Here is a 16,529-nt window from a genome sequence, read left to right as displayed (position 1 = left end):
TTTATTTCTGGAGTAAACCACCATGTCTGAAGGCTGGAATATTGCCGTACTGGGCGCAACGGGCGCCGTAGGCGAAGCCCTGCTCGAAACTCTTGCTGAACGCCAGTTCCCGGTGGGGGAGATTTTTGCTCTGGCGCGCAATGAAAGCGCGGGCGAACATCTGCGTTTTGGTGGCAAGTCGGTGATCGTCAAGGACGCCGCCGAGTTTGACTGGACCCAGGCCCAGCTGGCTTTCTTTGCCGCAGGCGCAGAAGCCAGTGCGGCGTATGTCGAAGATGCGACAAACGCCGGGTGTCTGGTTATCGATCTCAGCGGCCTGTTTGCGCTGGAGCCGGACGTACCGCTGGTGGTGCCGGACGTGAACCCGTTTGTGTTAGGCGATTATCGCAACCGCAATCTGATTGCGGTGCCCAACAGTCTGACCAGCCAGCTGCTGACGGCGCTCAAGCCGCTTATCGATCAGGGTGGACTGTCGCGCATTAGCGTCACTAACCTCCTCTCCGCCTCAGGGCAGGGGAAAAAAGCGGTGGATGCGCTGGCAGGGCAGAGCGCCAAGCTGTTGAACGGCATCCCCATCGATGAAGACGATTTCTTTGGCCGCCAGCTGGCGTTCAACATGCTGCCGCTGCTGCCGGATCGTGAAGGTAGCGTGCGCGAAGAGCGCCGTATCGTCGATGAAGCGCGCAAAATTCTGCAGGATGACGGGCTGATGATCTCCGCCAGCGTCGTCCAGTCACCGGTCTTCTACGGCCATGCGCAGATGGTGAACTTTGAAGCGATGCGTCCGCTGGCGGCGGAAGAGGCGCGTGACGCCTTTACCCGCGGCGAGGAGATCGAACTGTCTGAAGAGGGCGAATTCCCCACTCAGGTTGGCGACGCCTCCGGTAACGCCCGTCTCTCCATCGGCTGCGTGCATAATGACTACGGCATGCCGGAGCAGGTCCAGTTCTGGTCGGTGGCGGATAACGTCCGCTTCGGCGGCGCGCTGATGGCGGTGAAGATCGCCGAGAAGCTGATTGAGGAGTACCTGTACTGATGTCTGAGATGGAGCAACAGCCGGTCTGTAAAATCGCGCTGGGCATCGAGTACGACGGTAGCAAATATTACGGCTGGCAGCGGCAAAACGAAGTGCGCAGCGTGCAGGAGAAGCTGGAAAAGGCGCTCTCGCAGGTGGCGAACGAACCGATTACCGTCTTTTGCGCCGGCCGCACCGACGCCGGTGTCCATGGCACCGGCCAGGTGGTGCATTTCGAAACCCGGGCGCAGCGTAAAGATGCCGCCTGGACGCTGGGGGTAAATGCGAATTTACCTGGTGACATCGCGGTGCGTTGGGTCAAACATGTACCGGCGGATTTTCATGCCCGGTTCAGCGCCACGGCGCGCCGCTATCGTTACGTCATCTATAATCATCGCCTGCGTCCGGCGGTATTGAGTCATGGCGTCACGCATTTTCACCAGCCGCTCGACGCCGCGCGCATGCAGCGCGCCGCGCAGTGTCTGCTGGGGGAGAATGACTTTACCTCGTTTCGCGCAGTGCAGTGCCAGTCGCGAACCCCGTGGCGCAACGTGATGCACATTAACGTTACCCGTTACGGCGCTTATGTGGTGGTGGATATCAAAGCGAATGCCTTTGTACATCATATGGTCAGGAATATTGTGGGCAGCCTGATGGAAATCGGGGCCGGAAACCAGCCGGAGAGCTGGATGGCAGAACTGCTGGCAGCAAAAGACAGGACGCTCGCTGCGGCAACGGCAAAAGCGGAAGGGTTGTATCTGGTGTCGGTGGATTACCCGGCCCATTATGATTTACCGGTGCTGCCAATGGGCCCGCTGTTTCTGGCGGACTAATAGGGTCATTAAGGGTAAAGACAAACATGGACTTGATTCACTTTTTAATTGATTTCATCCTGCATATTGATGTGCACCTGGCCGAGCTGGTCGCCCAGTACGGCGTCTGGGTTTATGCCATTCTGTTTTTGATTCTGTTCTGCGAAACCGGGCTGGTGGTGACGCCGTTTCTGCCGGGAGATTCCCTGCTGTTCGTCGCGGGCGCGCTCTCGGCCCTGCCCACCAACGATCTTAATGTCCATCTGATGGTATTGCTGATGGTCATCGCGGCGATCGTCGGCGATGCGGTCAACTACACCATTGGCCGGCTGTTCGGCGAAAAGCTGTTCAGCAATCCGAACTCGAAGATTTTCCGTCGCAGCTATCTGGATAAAACCCATAGCTTCTACGAACGTCACGGCGGAAAAACCATTATCCTCGCGCGCTTTGTGCCGATAGTCCGAACCTTCGCGCCGTTTGTGGCGGGAATGGGGCATATGTCCTATCGTCATTTTGCGGCCTATAACGTCGTCGGGGCGCTGCTGTGGGTGCTGCTGTTCACCTACGCCGGTTATCTGTTTGGCGATCTGCCGGTGGTGCAGGAGAACCTTAAGCTGCTGATCGTGGCGATCATCGTGCTTTCCGTCCTGCCGGGCGTGATTGAGATTATTCGCCATAAGCGGGCGGCGACGAAGCAGGCGAAGTAGTTTAGCCTGTGTTGCGCGTGACGGTGCAGAGCGTCACGCGCAGCGGTTTGACCACTTTTTTATCCCATGTTCCGGGATGATATGATTTAATGTGCAACATTCATGGTCTGTAAGAGGCAAAAATGGCATTATGCGCCCCTTACGACAAAACTGGCATCGACCAGGTTCAGGCAGAAAGGTTATCAATGAGCTGGATTGAACGAATTAAAAGCAACATCACTCCCACCCGCAAGGCGAGCATTCCTGAGGGTGTATGGACCAAGTGCGACAGCTGCGGTCAGGTACTCTACCGCGCCGAGCTGGAGCGCAACCTGGAGGTTTGTCCTAAGTGCGATCACCATATGCGCATGTCGGCGCGTAATCGCCTGCATAGCCTGTTGGATGAAGGTTCTCTGGTGGAACTGGGAAGCGAACTTGAGCCAAAAGATGTGCTGAAGTTCCGCGATTCAAAAAAATACAAAGACCGCCTGGCGTCCGCTCAAAAAGAGACGGGCGAGAAAGACGCGCTGGTGGTAATGAAAGGTACGCTCTACGCGATGCCGGTTGTGGCCGCCGCTTTTGAATTCTCCTTTATGGGGGGGTCGATGGGTTCCGTCGTTGGCGCACGCTTTGTGCGCGCGGTGGAGCAGGCGCTGGAAGATAACTGCCCGCTGATCTGCTTCTCCGCCTCCGGTGGCGCCCGTATGCAGGAAGCGCTGATGTCGCTGATGCAGATGGCGAAAACCTCCGCGGCGCTGGCGAAAATGCAGGAGCGCGGATTACCGTACATCTCTGTGCTGACCGACCCGACCATGGGCGGCGTATCGGCGAGCTTTGCGATGCTGGGTGACCTGAACATTGCCGAGCCGAAAGCGCTGATCGGCTTTGCCGGTCCTCGCGTCATTGAGCAGACCGTACGTGAGAAGCTGCCGCCGGGATTCCAGCGCAGTGAGTTCCTGATTGAAAAAGGGGCGATCGATATGATCGTTCGCCGTCCGGAAATGCGTCTCAAGCTGGCCAGCATTCTGGCGAAGCTGATGAACCTGCCGGCGCCGGTTGCCGCTTCGGAAACGCCTCATGAAGGCGTGGTGGTGCCGCCGGCACCGGATCAGGAACCCGAGGCCTGATAAAGCAGAGGGCAGGGCCTGGCGGCGCTGCCCTTTTTTATTCATACGCGTTAACCGTCAATTCTTGCGGGCATCATGGAAAAAGATCCTATTCCTCAGGCCACGTCGCCCCTGGCTACGTGGCTTTCTTATCTGGAACATCTGCACAGTAAAACCATCGACCTGGGGCTGGCGCGCGTCAGCGAGGTCGCGCGGCAGATGGATATCGTCAAACCGGCGCCGTTCGTCTTTACGGTCGCGGGCACCAATGGCAAAGGCACCACCTGCCGCACGCTGGAAACCGTCCTGATGGCGGCCGGCTATAAAGTGGGGGTCTACAGCTCTCCGCATCTGGTGCGTTACACCGAACGCGTGCGCATTCAGGGAGCGGAACTGCCGGAGGCGGCGCATACGGCCTCGTTTGCGGAGATTGAAGCGGCGCGGGGCGACATCTCGCTGACCTACTTTGAGTACGGCACGCTCTCTGCGCTATGGTTGTTTAAGCAGGCGCAGCTGGATGTGGTGATCCTGGAGGTGGGGCTCGGCGGCCGTCTCGACGCCACTAATATCGTGGATGCCGATGTCGCCGTGGTTACCAGCATCGCTCTCGATCATACCGACTGGCTGGGACCGGATCGCGAAAGTATCGGCCGGGAGAAAGCCGGTATCTTCCGTGCCGGAAAACCGGCGCTAGTAGGGGAGCCGGATATGCCGCACACCATTGCTGAAGTGGCGAGCGAGAAGGGCGCCCTGCTCCAGCGCCGCGGCGTCGACTGGCGCTATGAGGTGGAAGGCGAGACATGGTCTTTCCGCGACGCGGGCGGGGCGTTAAGCCGCCTGCCTCTGCCTCAGGTGCCGTTGCCTAACGCCGCCACGGCCGTGGCGGCGCTGCGCGCCAGCGGACTTGCCGTGGATGACGCTATCCTGCGCGCGGGGATCCGCGACGCGATGCTGCCGGGACGCTTTCAGATAATCAGCGACGCCCCGCGGGTGATCCTCGATGTGGCGCATAACCCGCACGCGGCGGCTTATCTCGCCGGGCGTCTCAAAACGTTAGCGAAAACGGGACGCGTGCTGGCGGTTATTGGTATGCTGCATGATAAGGACATTGCCGGCACGTTGGCCAATCTGGCCCCGGAAGTCGACGCCTGGTACTGCGCGCCGCTGGAAGGGCCGCGCGGGGCGGCGGCGGAGCAGCTGGTGGAACATTTGCGTGGCGGCACAGTCTATAGCAGCGTGGCGCAGGCGTGGCATGCGGCCATGGCTGACGCTAAAGTGGAAGATACCGTGCTGGTGTGTGGTTCGTTTCACACGGTCGCACAGGTTATGGAAGAGATAGACGCGGGGAGAATCGGTGGCGAGTAAGTTTCAGAACCGTTTAGTCGGGACAATCGTGCTGGTGGCGCTGGGGGTGATTATCCTGCCAGGGCTGCTGGACGGGCAGAAAAAGCATTACCAGGATGAGTTTGCCGCGATCCCGCTGGTGCCGAAACCGGGCGATCGTGATGAACCGGATATGCTGCCGGCGGCGACTCAGGCGCTGCCTTCGCAGCCGCCGGAAGGGGCGGCGGAAGAGGTGCGGGCGGGCGATGCCGCCGCGCCATCGTTAGATCCGTCGCGTATCCCGGTGAACAGCAACAGCTTCGATGACGTTCAGGAGCCGGTAGTGGCCGCGAAACCCCAGCCTAAACCTCAGCCGAAGCCGCAGCCGCAACAGCAGGCCGCGACGCCAACGCCACCGCCTGCTAAGCCACAGCAGCAACAACCGCAGCAGCAGGCGGCCCTGCCGGCGCCGACCGGCAAAGCCTATGTGGTTCAGCTGGGCGCGTTGAAGAACGCCGATAAGGTGAACGAGATCGTTGGTAAACTGCGGGCGTCGGGCTTCAAAGTGTATACGTCGCCTTCGACGCCGGTACAGGGTAAAATTACCCGTATCCTCGTCGGGCCGGATGCGTCAAAAGACAAGCTCAAGGGCCAGCTGGGCGATCTGCAACAGATCTCCGGGCTCAGCGGGGTAGTGATGGGCTTCACCCCGAACTGATTGTTTTTTCCGCGATGCGGAAAGAACGCGGCGGGGCTAAACGCCCCGTAAACCCTGTCTCAGCCGCCCTGAAGAGGCGAAAGACAGTCTGGCGTTGAATGTTTTTTCAGCGCCATTTTTATTTCTGTAGGGCAAGGAAATCCCTACGCAAACGTTTTCTTTTTCTGTTAGAATGCGCCCCGAACTGGACGACAGGGCGTAAAATCGTGGTACGTATATGGTCTGGATTGATTACGCCATTATGGCGGTGCTGGGTCTTTCTTGCCTGGTCAGCCTGATCCGCGGCTTCGTTCGCGAAGCTTTATCGTTAGTCACGTGGGGTTGCGCGTTTTATGTCGCCAGCCACTACTACGCTGATCTGTCTGTCTGGTTTACGGGCTTTGAGGATGAACGGGTTCGAAATGGGATTGCTATTGCGGCGCTGTTTATCGTGACGCTCATCGTTGGCGCTATCGTGAACTATGTGATAGGCCAGCTGGTGGAGAAAACCGGTTTGTCAGGTACCGACAGGGTATTGGGGATCTGCTTCGGCGCGCTACGTGGGGTGCTGATCATCGCCGCTATTCTGTTCTTCCTTGACACCTTTACCGGGATGGCGAAGAGCGATGACTGGCATCAGTCGCAGTTTATTCCCTATTTTACCCCCGTCATCAGATGGTTTTTTGAATACCTGCAAAGCTCGTCAAGTTTCTTGCCTAAAGTATAGACTTTAGGTCGTTGCTGAACGAGGAAAAGACGTATGTGCGGTATTGTCGGTATCGCCGGTGTTATGCCGGTTAACCAGTCGATTTATGATGCGCTAACGGTGCTCCAGCACCGTGGACAGGATGCCGCTGGCATCATCACCATTGATGCCAACAACTGCTTCCGGTTGCGTAAGGCTAACGGGCTGGTAAGCGACGTATTCGAAGCCCGCCATATGCAGCGTATGCAGGGCAATATGGGGATTGGCCACGTGCGTTACCCCACGGCGGGCAGCTCCAGCGCCTCCGAAGCGCAGCCGTTTTACGTCAACTCGCCGTATGGCATCACGTTGGCGCATAACGGCAACCTGACCAACGCCCATGAGCTGCGTAAAAAGCTGTTTGAAGAAAAACGCCGCCACATCAATACCACCTCAGATTCCGAAATCCTCCTCAATATTTTCGCCAGTGAGCTGGATAACTTCCGTCACTACCCACTGGAAGCGGATAACATCTTTGCCGCGATTGCGGCGACCAACCGCTTGATCCGCGGCGCGTACGCTTGCGTGGCGATGATCATCGGTCATGGCATGGTGGCCTTCCGCGACCCGAACGGCATTCGTCCGCTGGTGCTGGGCAAACGTGACGTAGGCGATGGCCGCACCGAGTATATGGTGGCCTCGGAAAGCGTGGCGCTTGACACCCTTGGCTTTGAATTCCTGCGCGATGTGGCGCCGGGCGAAGCGGTTTATATTACCGAGAAGGGCCAGCTGTTTACCCGTCAGTGCGCCGATAACCCGGTCAGCAACCCGTGCCTGTTCGAGTACGTCTATTTTGCCCGTCCGGACTCGTTTATCGACAAAATCTCCGTCTACAGCGCCCGCGTTAATATGGGGACCAAGCTGGGCGAGAAGATTGCCCGCGAGTGGGAAGATCTGGATATTGACGTCGTTATCCCGATCCCGGAGACCTCCTGCGATATCGCGCTGGAGATCGCCCGCATCCTCGACAAGCCTTATCGACAGGGCTTCGTGAAGAACCGCTACGTCGGCCGCACATTTATCATGCCTGGCCAGCAGCTGCGTCGTAAGTCTGTGCGCCGCAAGCTCAACGCCAACCGTGCGGAGTTCCGCGATAAGAACGTGCTGCTGGTGGACGATTCCATCGTTCGCGGCACCACCTCGGAGCAGATCATCGAGATGGCGCGCGAAGCAGGGGCGAAAAAAGTGTATCTGGCCTCAGCCGCGCCGGAAATTCGTTTCCCGAACGTGTACGGTATCGATATGCCGACCGCCAACGAACTTATCGCTCATGGCCGCGAAGTGGATGAGATCCGCCAGATCATCGGCGCCGATGGCCTGATTTTCCAGGATCTCAACGATCTGATCGAGGCGGTGCGCGCGGAAAATCCGGATATTCAGCAGTTTGAATGTTCTGTGTTCAACGGCGTGTACGTCACCCGGGATGTCGACCAGCAGTACCTCGACTACCTCGATTCCCTGCGTAACGATGATGCCAAAGCGGTTCAGCTGCAGAACGAAGTCGAAAACCTCGAGATGCACAACGAGGGTTAAGCCGTTCACGCGTCGCGGGCCCGCCGTTCCTGATGGACGGCGGGCCTTTTTTTCGCCCGGCAACGGTGCGTCAATGGTTGCGCCAACGGCTATAATCCGGCAAAGTCTGCGGCACGACGCGCAAGGGGTAACAGAACGTGAAACGACTGATTATTGGCATTTCCGGCGCCAGCGGCGCCATCTATGGCGTGCGGATGCTGCAGGTGCTGCGGGATGTGCCGGATATTGAAACCCATCTGATCCTCAGTCAGGCGGCGCGCCAGACGCTGGCGATGGAGACCGACTTTACCGTGCGTGAAGTGCAGGCGCTGGCTGATGTGGTGCATGATGCCCGCGACATCGCCGCCAGTATCTCCTCCGGCTCGTTTAAAACCGCCGGGATGGTGATTTTACCCTGCTCAATGAAAACGCTCTCGGGTATTGTCCATAGCTACACGGATGGTCTGCTGACGCGGGCGGCGGATGTGGTGCTGAAGGAGCGTCGTCCGCTGGTGCTCTGCGTGCGGGAGACTCCGTTCCATCTTGGCCATCTGCGACTGCTGGTGCAGGCTGCGGAGCTGGGGGCGGTGATTATGCCGCCGGTGCCGGCCTTCTACCATCGGCCGCAAAGCCTGGATGATGTTATCAACCAGACCGTCAACCGGGTACTCGATCAGTTCGACATTAGCCTGGAACAAGACTTATTTACGCGCTGGCAAGGGTCACAGGATTGCACCAAATAGGTGCGTGAAATGTACGCTTGCGCTGCGCTGGTGCAAATTTGTCGTCCCGATCAAATCCTCGACATTTATTTCGTCTTTTTGCGCTCAGGCGCTGCGGTTTCGCCAGTAATGCTGGTATCTTCCCTTTTAAGACAATCCTGCAACTTTATTTTAACAAATTTAACCCTGTTCCCGGCACGCACCGGGAAGATGGCACAAAAACTGCAGGATTGATCGGCAATCAGCATAACAAGCAACGCACCACATCACGACACTTAAGGGTACTGTATGAAGAAGACGATTCTGGCTCTCTCTTTACTCGTGGGAATGAGCAGCACGGCCAGTGTGTTTGCTGCTCTGCCGCAGAGCATTCGCATTGGCACTGACGCGACCTATGCGCCCTTTTCGTCGAAAGACGCGAAAGGGGACTTTGTTGGCTTTGATATCGATTTAGGCAATGAACTGTGCTCCCGTATTAAGGTGAAATGTACCTGGGTCGGCAGTGATTTTGACTCCCTGATCCCCTCCCTCAAGGCGAAGAAAATTGACGCCATCATCTCCTCGCTCTCCATCACCGAGAAGCGCCAGCAAGAGATCGCCTTCTCTGACAAGCTTTATGCCGCCGACTCCCGGCTGATCGCGGCCAAAGGCTCGCCGATCCAGCCGACGCTGGAGGCGCTGAAAGGTAAGCACGTCGGCGTGCTGCAGGGCTCCACGCAGGAAGCCTATGCTAACGATCGCTGGCGCAGCCAGGGCGTTGACGTGGTGGCATATCAGAACCAGGACCTGATCTATTCCGACCTCTCCGCTGGTCGTCTGGATGCGGCGCTGCAGGATGAAGTCGCCGCCAGCGAAGGCTTCCTGAAGCAGCCTGCCGGGAAAGATTTCGCCTTTGCCGGCCCGTCCGTTAAAGACAAAAAGTACTTTGGCGACGGCACCGGTATCGGCCTGCGTAAGGACGACGCCGAGCTGAAAGCCGCGTTTGATAAAGCGCTGGGCGAGATGCGCAAAGACGGAACTTACGACAAAATGGCGAAGAAATACTTCGATTTTAACGTCTACGGCGACTAAGACTGCCGCAGGCCCGCGCTATCGGGTGGGCCTGCCGCCATGCTCGTGTAAAAGCCCTGAAAAGGTGCATCGCCAGACGCTGTGGATCATTTTAGTGCAAAGGCAGGCGCTTTTGTGGCTAAAAAATGCATAGTTAAGCGTTTGTGGTGCAAAAAAATGGCCTTTCTGGTGCATAAATCTTTGCCCTCAAGGGGCGAATAATGGCACGATAACTGGTGTTAATAGTTCTAATAAACCCGTTAGAATGACAGTCTGTCGAGGATAGTTATGAAAAAACTGGCGTTGTCTCTCTCTTTAGCGCTGGCCCTTTCCAGCGTTTCCACGGTCTTTGCCGCTATTCCGCAAAAAATTCGTATCGGTACCGATCCGACTTATGCTCCCTTCGAATCGAAGAATGCGCAGGGGGAATTGGTGGGTTTTGATATCGATCTGGCAAAAGAGCTGTGTAAGCGTATTAATACCCAATGTACCTTTGTGGAAAACCCGCTGGATGCGCTGATCCCCTCTTTAAAAGCGAAGAAAATCGACGCGATTATGTCTTCGCTGTCGATTACCGAAAAGCGTCAGCAGGAAATCGCTTTCACCGACAAACTGTATGCGGCTGATTCGCGTCTGGTGGTGAAAAAGGGCAGCCCGGTAACGCCGGATCTTGCCACCCTGAAGGGTAAGCGCGTGGGCGTGCTGCAGGGTACGACGCAGGAAACTTATGGTAATGAGCACTGGGCGCCGAAAGGTATCGAAATTGTCTCCTATCAGGGGCAGGACAATATCTATTCCGACCTGACCGCCGGCCGTATTGACGCCGCTTTCCAGGATGAGGTCGCGGCCAGCGAAGGGTTCCTGAAACAGCCTATCGGTAAAGATTATCAGTTTGGCGGTCCGTCGATTAAGGACGAAAAGCTGTTCGGCGTCGGCACCGGTATGGGGCTGCGTAAGGAAGACAACGAACTGCGCGAAGCGCTGAATAAAGCGTTTGCAGAGATGCGTAAGGACGGCACCTACGACAAGCTGGCGAAAAAATATTTCGATTTTAACGTATACGGCGAATAATTCTCACGCCTCACCATTGCGCGTCCGATTCACGCGCAATGGTGGATGACAGACAGGGTAGGCAGCATGCTGTATGGGTTTTCACAGGTTATTTTGCAGGGTGCGCTTGTCACCCTGGAGCTTGCGCTCAGCTCGGTCGTTCTCGCCGTCCTGATTGGGCTGGCGGGCGCTGGCGCAAAGCTATCGAGCAATCGTCCTCTGGCGCTGGTATTTGAAGGCTATACCACACTGATCCGCGGCGTCCCCGACCTGGTGCTGATGCTGTTGATTTTCTACGGCCTGCAGATTGCGCTTAACAGCGTTACCGACGCGCTGGGCATGGCGCAGTTTGATATTGACCCGATGATCGCCGGGATTATTACCCTTGGCTTTATCTATGGCGCCTATTTTACGGAAACCTTCCGCGGCGCCTACCTGGCGGTGCCGAAGGGGCATATCGAAGCGGCCACCGCCTTTGGCTTCAGCGGCGGGCAGACGTTCCGGCGCATCCTGTTCCCGGCGATGATGCGCTACGCGCTGCCGGGGATCGGCAACAACTGGCAGGTTATCCTCAAGGCGACGGCGCTGGTCTCGCTGCTGGGGCTGGAGGATGTGGTCAAAGCCACGCAGCTGGCGGGCAAAAGCACCTGGCAGCCGTTCTACTTCGCCATCGTCTGCGGCCTGATTTATCTGGTATTTACCACCCTTTCTAATGGCGTACTGCTGCTGCTCGAACGCCGCTATACCGTTGGCGTCAAGAGGGCTGACCTGTGATTGAAATTATTCAGGAATACTGGAAATCCCTGCTGTGGACCGACGGCTATCGCTTTACCGGCGTGGCGATTACCTTATGGTTGCTGATCTCTTCGGTGGTCATGGGGGGCATCCTGGCGGTCTTTCTGGCAATCGGCCGCGTTTCGAGCAATAAGTTCATCCAGTTTCCCATCTGGCTGTTTACTTACATATTTCGCGGCACGCCGCTGTATGTGCAGCTGTTGGTCTTTTACTCCGGTATGTACACCCTGGAAATCGTCAAAGGCACTGAACTGCTGAACGCCTTTTTCCGCAGCGGGCTAAACTGTACGGTGCTGGCGCTGACCCTGAACACCTGCGCTTATACCACCGAAATTTTCGCCGGCGCGATCCGCTCGGTACCGGCGGGCGAAATTGAAGCGGCGCGGGCCTACGGCTTCTCTTCGGTCAAACTGTACCGCTGCATCATCCTGCCTTCCGCGCTGCGGATTGCGCTGCCGGCCTACAGTAACGAAGTGATCCTGATGCTGCACTCGACGGCGCTGGCGTTTACCGCTACGGTGCCGGATCTGCTGAAAATCGCCCGCGATATCAACTCGGCCACCTATCAGCCGTTCACCGCCTTTGGCATCGCCGCGGTGCTCTATTTAATTATCTCGTATGTGCTGATTAGCTTGTTCCGCAAAGCGGAAAAGCGTTGGTTGCAGCATATCAAACCTTCTTCGACGCATTGAGAACGCCATGTCCGACAATAAATTAAACGTTATCGATCTGCATAAACGCTATGGGGAACACGAGGTGCTGAAGGGCGTCTCGCTGCAGGCGAAAGCCGGGGACGTTATCAGTATCATCGGTTCATCGGGTTCCGGGAAAAGTACCTTTTTACGCTGTATTAACTTCCTTGAAAAACCGAGCGAAGGCACGATCGTCGTCAGCGGCCAGAATATTGGCCTGGTACGGGATAAAGACGGTCAGCTGAAGGTGGCCGACAAGAACCAGCTGCGCCTGCTGCGCACCCGGTTGACCATGGTGTTTCAGCATTTCAATCTGTGGAGCCATATGACGGTGCTGGAGAACGTCATGGAGGCGCCGATTCAGGTGCTGGGCTTAAGCAAACAGGAAGCGCGCGAACGGGCGGTAAAATACCTGGCCAAGGTCGGGATAGACGAACGTCAGCAGGCGAAATACCCGGTGCATCTTTCCGGCGGCCAGCAGCAGCGTGTCTCTATTGCCCGCGCGCTGGCGATGGAGCCGGAAGTGCTGCTGTTCGATGAGCCGACCTCCGCGCTGGATCCGGAGCTGGTGGGCGAAGTGTTACGCATCATGCAGCAGCTGGCGGAAGAGGGGAAAACCATGGTGGTGGTGACCCACGAAATGGGCTTTGCCCGCCACGTCTCTTCACATGTCATTTTCCTGCATCAGGGAAAAATCGAAGAGGAAGGGCATCCGGACGCGCTGTTCGGCGCGCCGAAAAGCCCGCGCCTGCAGCAGTTTCTGAAAGGTTCGTTGAAATAAACGGCTTACCCGGCGTCTGCGGGCGCCGGGTGGGATTCACGCTCCAGCCGGTAAATCCAGTCATCGTAATCGACGCCGTTCAGATGATAGGCTTTCTCCAGCACCTGCGTGCGCACAAAGCCTTGCTTCTCCAGCAGGCGCGATGATCCACGATTCTCTCCCAACACCCAGGCATTGATGGCCTGTACCCCCAGCGTGCTGAAACCATAATCGCAGATCGCCCGCAGCGCTTCGCTGGCATAGCCTTTTCCCTGAGCCTCGGGCAGCAGCGCATAGCCGACGTCGGCCTCGTGCGGATTTTTAGGGCTGATGCGAAGCCCAATATCGCCCAGCGCATCGCCGCGCTTATTACGCAGAACATACACGCCGGGATCGGCGCAGCGACTGGCGAACACGCTGCGCAACACCTCCTCGCTTAACACTTCGCCCATAAAACGCATCACCTGCGGATCCTGGCGCAGGCGCAGAAAAAAGGGCCAGTCATCGGTAACAAAGCGGGTAAGCGAAAGGCGAGGCGTGGTGATGGTCGTCATAAAGCAGTCAATTCGAAGAAGGAAAGGCCTACCTTAGCACTTTGCTTCGCCAGGTAACACCGGCGAACCGGCCGGCTGGCGATGAACTCAGGCGCTTCAGGGCGCTGGCTGTCCGGGATATGGCGATGCTGCAGCGCCAGGCTGAGGCCATCCAAGCGTGGAGCATGAGCCAGCAGAATGGAATCAGGGGAGCCAATGCTCCCCTGTGTCAGCCATTAACTCAGCACATCCTTTAGCGCTTCGTCGAGATCGTACCAGCGGAAGGCGAAGCCGGCGGCTTCCAGTCGCTTAGGCAGCGCGCGCTGGCCGCCGAGCACCAACACAGCGGATTCGCCCATCAGCAGGCGGATGGCGGCGGCGGGAACGCGGAAAATCGCCGGTCGATTGAGCGCATGACTCAGCGCGTGGGCGAACTGCTCGTTATGCACGGGATAGGGCGAAACCATATTGAATGGGCCGCGCAGATCGTTATCCAGCAGCCACAGAATGCCGTTAACCATATCGTCGATATGGATCCAGGCCAGGTACTGTCTGCCGCTGCCGATAGGCCCACCGAGGCCGAGCTTAAAGGCCGGGGTCATTTTGCCAAGAATACCGCCCCGCGGCGCCAGTACCACGCCGGTGCGCAGCAGACAGACGCGGGTGCGCTCGCTTTGCGCTTCGCAGGCAATTTGCTCCCAGCGGGCGCAGAGCTTATGGGTAAACTCATTGTGCGGCGGCTCTTCTTCTGTCACCACCACTTCGCCGAGGTCGCCGTAATAGCCGGTGGCTGACCCGCTGATCAGCACGGAGGGAGGAGTATCGCTGGCGTGGAACAAGCCCACCAGCCGCTGAGTGAGATCCCAGCGACTATGGCATAAGCGCTGTTTCTGCTCGGCGGTCCAGCGTTTATCGGCGATGGGCTCGCCCGCCAGATTGATGACGGCATCGATGTCATTGAGGTGGTGATGGCCCTCGAAATCGCGCCACAGCGTGACGCGCGGATCGAGACGGGCGCGGGCGGTATCCGGATGTCGGGTGGAGACCGTGACGCTATGCCCAAGCTCCAGCAGTCTGGGTATCAGATGTCGGCCAATCAGGCCGGTACCACCAGTAAGCAGGATCTTCATACCACCTCCCTGACATGGTTAGCGCCGCCAGCTCATGGTCATGGATACCGAGTCGGCATAGCGCAGCGCGTGAAGTTTATCGATCTCCACTTCAGCATATGTGACCCAGTGATGTTCGCATGCGATATTCAGCACATCCTGAGTTAATTTTTCCAGCAGCGAGAAACGACCATTCTCAAGATGGCTAATGATGCGTTTGGTAATGGTGCGGTAGTTCAACGCATCATTAATGTCCTCGCTGTCGCGCGCTTTATCGGCAGGGTAGTGAATGGCCACATTCACTACCACGTCCTGGCGGTTGGCGATCTCTTCCTCTTTAATACCAATAAAAGTACGCAGGCGCAGGTTCTTAATACGAATAATGGCGTCTGGTTGAGACATTGCAGGCTTCCTCCGTGGTTTAAGTCCTGCAATCATACAACAAAGCGCGACGGGCGAGCAGGGGGTTAATAAGGCTGAATTTTTAGCATCGCTTCCACCGTCGCCGGCCGCTGCTTAATGCGCTCATACCAGTTATGCACCGCCGGATAGTTCGCCAGATCGATCCGCTGGCGGACATGGCAGTTTACCCAGGGCCAGGCGGCGATGTCGGCGATGCTGTAGTGGTCCCCGCCCAGCCACGGGCTGGATCCCAGGCGATGATTCAGTACCCCATAGAGTCGCTGGGTTTCCACCTGAAAACGCTCAATCGCGTAGGGCACGGTTTGCGGCGCTGAGTGGGAAAAATGCTGATTTTGCCCCAGCATCGGCCCCAGGCCGCCGACCTGCCAGAACAGCCACTGCAGGGTGGTATAGCGCGCCCGCAGTTCCCCGCTCAGCAGCTTGCCGCTTTTTTCCGCCAGATAGAGCAGGATGGCGCCGGACTCGAAGACGCTCAACGGCGCGCCGCCGTCGGCAGGCATGTGGTCGACGATAGCTGGAATTTTGTTATTCGGCGAAATCGCCAGAAACTGCGGATGAAACTGCTCCCCTTTGCCAATATCGACCCGAATTAGCCGATAGGCCAGCTGCGCCTCTTCGAGAAACAGGGTGATTTTGTGGCCGTTTGGGGTGGGTGCATAGTAGAGATCGATCATAATATTTCCCGCCGTCGTGGGTCGCAAACTGATCGAGTATAGGTGAAGCTGCGCGACCCGGGAAAAAATCCGCGAGCGGGGCGCCAGCCACGCAGCGGACGAGCAGTGACATCGCCGGTAAGACAGGCTATGTTGGTTTATTGCCCTGTCTACCAACCCTGAGGAAGTTATGAGCCAGCCTGTGATTACCCTGTGGTCCGATGCCGATTTTTTCTCACCGTACGTGATGTCTGTTTATGTCGCGCTGCAGGAAAAGAGCCTGCCTTTTAGCCTTAAAACCATCGACCTGGGCAGCGGCGAACATCTGCAGGCCGGCTGGACGGGCTATACCGCCACCCGTCGCGTACCGCTGCTGGAGGTTGACGATTTCGCGCTGAGCGAGTCTTCGGCGATTACCGAATATCTCGATGAGCGTTTCGCGCCGCCTGAGTGGGAGCGCCTTTATCCACACGATCTGCAAAAGCGGGCCCGCGCCCGGCAGATCCAGGCCTGGCTACGCAGCGATCTGGTGCCCATTCGTGAAGAGCGATCCACCGCCGTGGTGTTTGGCGGGGTGAAAATGCCGGCGCTCAGCGAGGCAGGCAAGCGGTCGGCGGAAAAACTGTTTGCCACCGCTACCACGCTGCTGGCCCACGGCGGGCAAAATTTATTCGGCGAATGGTCTATTGCCGATGCCGACCTGGCGCTGATGCTCAATCGTCTGGTTCTCAATGGTGATGAGGTGCCGGAGGCGCTGGCGGATTATGCGACTTTCCAGTGGCAGCGGGCCTCAATCCAGCGTTACGCGGCGCTTTCCGCCAAACGCGGAGGCTGATAACCCGCCGC

Annotated in this window: 21 protein-coding genes; 16 read left to right on the top strand and 5 right to left on the bottom strand. The window is 57.6% G+C overall.

Translation table 11 applies throughout. The features are described 5' to 3' along the window. Positions 1 to 22: 22 nt before the first annotated feature. The 9 genes from GT756_RS18020 (at position 23) to GT756_RS17980 (ending at position 8,639) form a co-directional block, all read left to right on the top strand. Complete coding sequence (locus GT756_RS18020; protein WP_004201776.1) at positions 23 to 1,036, top strand: aspartate-semialdehyde dehydrogenase; 1,014 nt, start codon at positions 23 to 25, stop codon at positions 1,034 to 1,036. After that, the gene (truA, locus tag GT756_RS18015) at positions 1,036 to 1,848 is read left to right on the top strand and encodes a tRNA pseudouridine(38-40) synthase TruA (protein ID WP_004201775.1); all 813 of its coding nucleotides are present in this window, start codon (positions 1,036 to 1,038) and stop codon (positions 1,846 to 1,848) included. The genes GT756_RS18020 and truA overlap by 1 nt, the downstream gene beginning before the upstream one ends. Before the next feature lie 26 nt (positions 1,849 to 1,874). Beyond that, a complete protein-coding gene (locus tag GT756_RS18010) occupies positions 1,875 to 2,534 on the top strand; it encodes a DedA family protein (protein WP_048295251.1) in 660 nt (219 codons plus the stop codon). Positions 2,535 to 2,719: 185 nt separating this feature from the next. Further along, the gene (gene accD / locus GT756_RS18005; RefSeq protein ID WP_004201773.1) at positions 2,720 to 3,640 is read left to right on the top strand and encodes an acetyl-CoA carboxylase, carboxyltransferase subunit beta; all 921 of its coding nucleotides are present in this window, start codon (positions 2,720 to 2,722) and stop codon (positions 3,638 to 3,640) included. Positions 3,641 to 3,715: 75 nt separating this feature from the next. Further along, positions 3,716 to 4,984, top strand: coding sequence for a bifunctional tetrahydrofolate synthase/dihydrofolate synthase (gene folC, locus GT756_RS18000; protein ID WP_160124974.1), 1,269 nt, complete (start codon positions 3,716 to 3,718; stop codon positions 4,982 to 4,984). Next, the gene (gene dedD, locus GT756_RS17995) at positions 4,974 to 5,660 is read left to right on the top strand and encodes a cell division protein DedD (RefSeq protein ID WP_004201770.1); all 687 of its coding nucleotides are present in this window, start codon (positions 4,974 to 4,976) and stop codon (positions 5,658 to 5,660) included. Before folC ends, dedD begins: the two co-directional genes overlap by 11 nt. A 217-nt stretch (positions 5,661 to 5,877) precedes the next feature. Beyond that, positions 5,878 to 6,366 carry a colicin V production protein gene (gene cvpA, locus GT756_RS17990; RefSeq protein ID WP_002913214.1) on the top strand — a complete coding sequence of 163 codons (489 nt, stop codon included), beginning with the start codon at positions 5,878 to 5,880 and terminating at the stop codon, positions 6,364 to 6,366. A 33-nt stretch (positions 6,367 to 6,399) separates the two neighbouring features. Then, on the top strand, positions 6,400 to 7,917 hold the full coding sequence (gene purF, locus GT756_RS17985; protein ID WP_004180758.1) for an amidophosphoribosyltransferase: 1,518 nt from the start codon (positions 6,400 to 6,402) through the stop codon (positions 7,915 to 7,917). 137 nt (positions 7,918 to 8,054) lie between these two features. Then, entirely contained in the window at positions 8,055 to 8,639 is a 585-nt protein-coding gene (locus GT756_RS17980; RefSeq protein ID WP_004180755.1) for a UbiX family flavin prenyltransferase, read from the top strand. A gap of 65 nt (positions 8,640 to 8,704) precedes the next feature. On the opposite strand, the gene GT756_RS25960 is transcribed toward GT756_RS17980, so the two are convergent. Beyond that, the gene (locus tag GT756_RS25960) at positions 8,705 to 8,866 is read right to left on the bottom strand and encodes a hypothetical protein (RefSeq protein WP_064178354.1); all 162 of its coding nucleotides are present in this window, start codon (positions 8,864 to 8,866) and stop codon (positions 8,705 to 8,707) included. Between the two features lie 40 nt (positions 8,867 to 8,906). On the opposite strand from GT756_RS25960, the gene argT reads away from it, so the two are divergent. The 5 genes from argT to hisP all read left to right on the top strand — a co-directional run bounded on the left by argT (position 8,907) and on the right by hisP (position 12,986). Next, complete coding sequence (gene argT, locus GT756_RS17970; RefSeq protein WP_004180753.1) at positions 8,907 to 9,689, top strand: lysine/arginine/ornithine ABC transporter substrate-binding protein ArgT; 783 nt, start codon at positions 8,907 to 8,909, stop codon at positions 9,687 to 9,689. A gap of 267 nt (positions 9,690 to 9,956) precedes the next feature. After that, complete coding sequence (hisJ, locus tag GT756_RS17965; protein WP_002913209.1) at positions 9,957 to 10,739, top strand: histidine ABC transporter substrate-binding protein HisJ; 783 nt, start codon at positions 9,957 to 9,959, stop codon at positions 10,737 to 10,739. Positions 10,740 to 10,805: 66 nt separating this feature from the next. Continuing rightward, a complete protein-coding gene (locus tag GT756_RS17960) occupies positions 10,806 to 11,492 on the top strand; it encodes a histidine ABC transporter permease HisQ (RefSeq protein WP_004201769.1) in 687 nt (228 codons plus the stop codon). Next, positions 11,489 to 12,205, top strand: coding sequence for a histidine ABC transporter permease HisM (hisM, locus tag GT756_RS17955; protein WP_002913207.1), 717 nt, complete (start codon positions 11,489 to 11,491; stop codon positions 12,203 to 12,205). The genes GT756_RS17960 and hisM overlap by 4 nt, the downstream gene beginning before the upstream one ends. 7 nt (positions 12,206 to 12,212) lie before the next feature. Further along, the gene (gene hisP / locus GT756_RS17950; RefSeq protein WP_002913206.1) at positions 12,213 to 12,986 is read left to right on the top strand and encodes a histidine ABC transporter ATP-binding protein HisP; all 774 of its coding nucleotides are present in this window, start codon (positions 12,213 to 12,215) and stop codon (positions 12,984 to 12,986) included. A 5-nt stretch (positions 12,987 to 12,991) separates the two neighbouring features. On the opposite strand, the gene GT756_RS17945 is transcribed toward hisP, so the two are convergent. Beyond that, a complete protein-coding gene (locus GT756_RS17945) occupies positions 12,992 to 13,519 on the bottom strand; it encodes a GNAT family N-acetyltransferase (protein WP_043520231.1) in 528 nt (175 codons plus the stop codon). A gap of 119 nt (positions 13,520 to 13,638) precedes the next feature. On the opposite strand from GT756_RS17945, the gene GT756_RS25955 reads away from it, so the two are divergent. Continuing rightward, positions 13,639 to 13,755 carry a hypothetical protein gene (locus tag GT756_RS25955; protein WP_032425776.1) on the top strand — a complete coding sequence of 39 codons (117 nt, stop codon included), beginning with the start codon at positions 13,639 to 13,641 and terminating at the stop codon, positions 13,753 to 13,755. Here the strand turns inward: GT756_RS25955 and GT756_RS17940 are convergent. From GT756_RS17940 to yfcG, 3 genes are all read right to left on the bottom strand, one after another. Then, positions 13,735 to 14,628, bottom strand: coding sequence for a TIGR01777 family oxidoreductase (locus tag GT756_RS17940; RefSeq protein ID WP_065878310.1), 894 nt, complete (start codon positions 14,626 to 14,628; stop codon positions 13,735 to 13,737). The two genes, GT756_RS25955 and GT756_RS17940, sit on opposite strands and share 21 nt — an antisense overlap. A gap of 18 nt (positions 14,629 to 14,646) precedes the next feature. Beyond that, positions 14,647 to 15,009 (bottom strand): dihydroneopterin triphosphate 2'-epimerase, encoded by a 363-nt coding sequence (gene folX / locus GT756_RS17935; protein WP_002913200.1) that lies wholly within the window; start codon positions 15,007 to 15,009, stop codon positions 14,647 to 14,649. Between the two features lie 65 nt (positions 15,010 to 15,074). Then, on the bottom strand, positions 15,075 to 15,704 hold the full coding sequence (gene yfcG, locus GT756_RS17930) for a GSH-dependent disulfide bond oxidoreductase (RefSeq protein WP_004201763.1): 630 nt from the start codon (positions 15,702 to 15,704) through the stop codon (positions 15,075 to 15,077). Between the two features lie 169 nt (positions 15,705 to 15,873). Between yfcG and yfcF the strand changes: the two genes are divergently transcribed. Continuing rightward, positions 15,874 to 16,518: a glutathione transferase gene (gene yfcF / locus GT756_RS17925; protein WP_004201762.1), complete on the top strand. Its 645-nt coding sequence runs from the start codon at positions 15,874 to 15,876 to the stop codon at positions 16,516 to 16,518. The last annotated feature ends 11 nt before the right edge of the window (positions 16,519 to 16,529 follow it).

This window comes from Klebsiella sp. Q2, assembly GCF_009900705.1.
Taxonomy (GTDB): domain Bacteria; phylum Pseudomonadota; class Gammaproteobacteria; order Enterobacterales; family Enterobacteriaceae; genus Klebsiella; species Klebsiella quasipneumoniae.
Note: the sequence above shows the minus strand (reverse complement) of the source record. Positions and strands in the feature narration are given on the sequence as shown.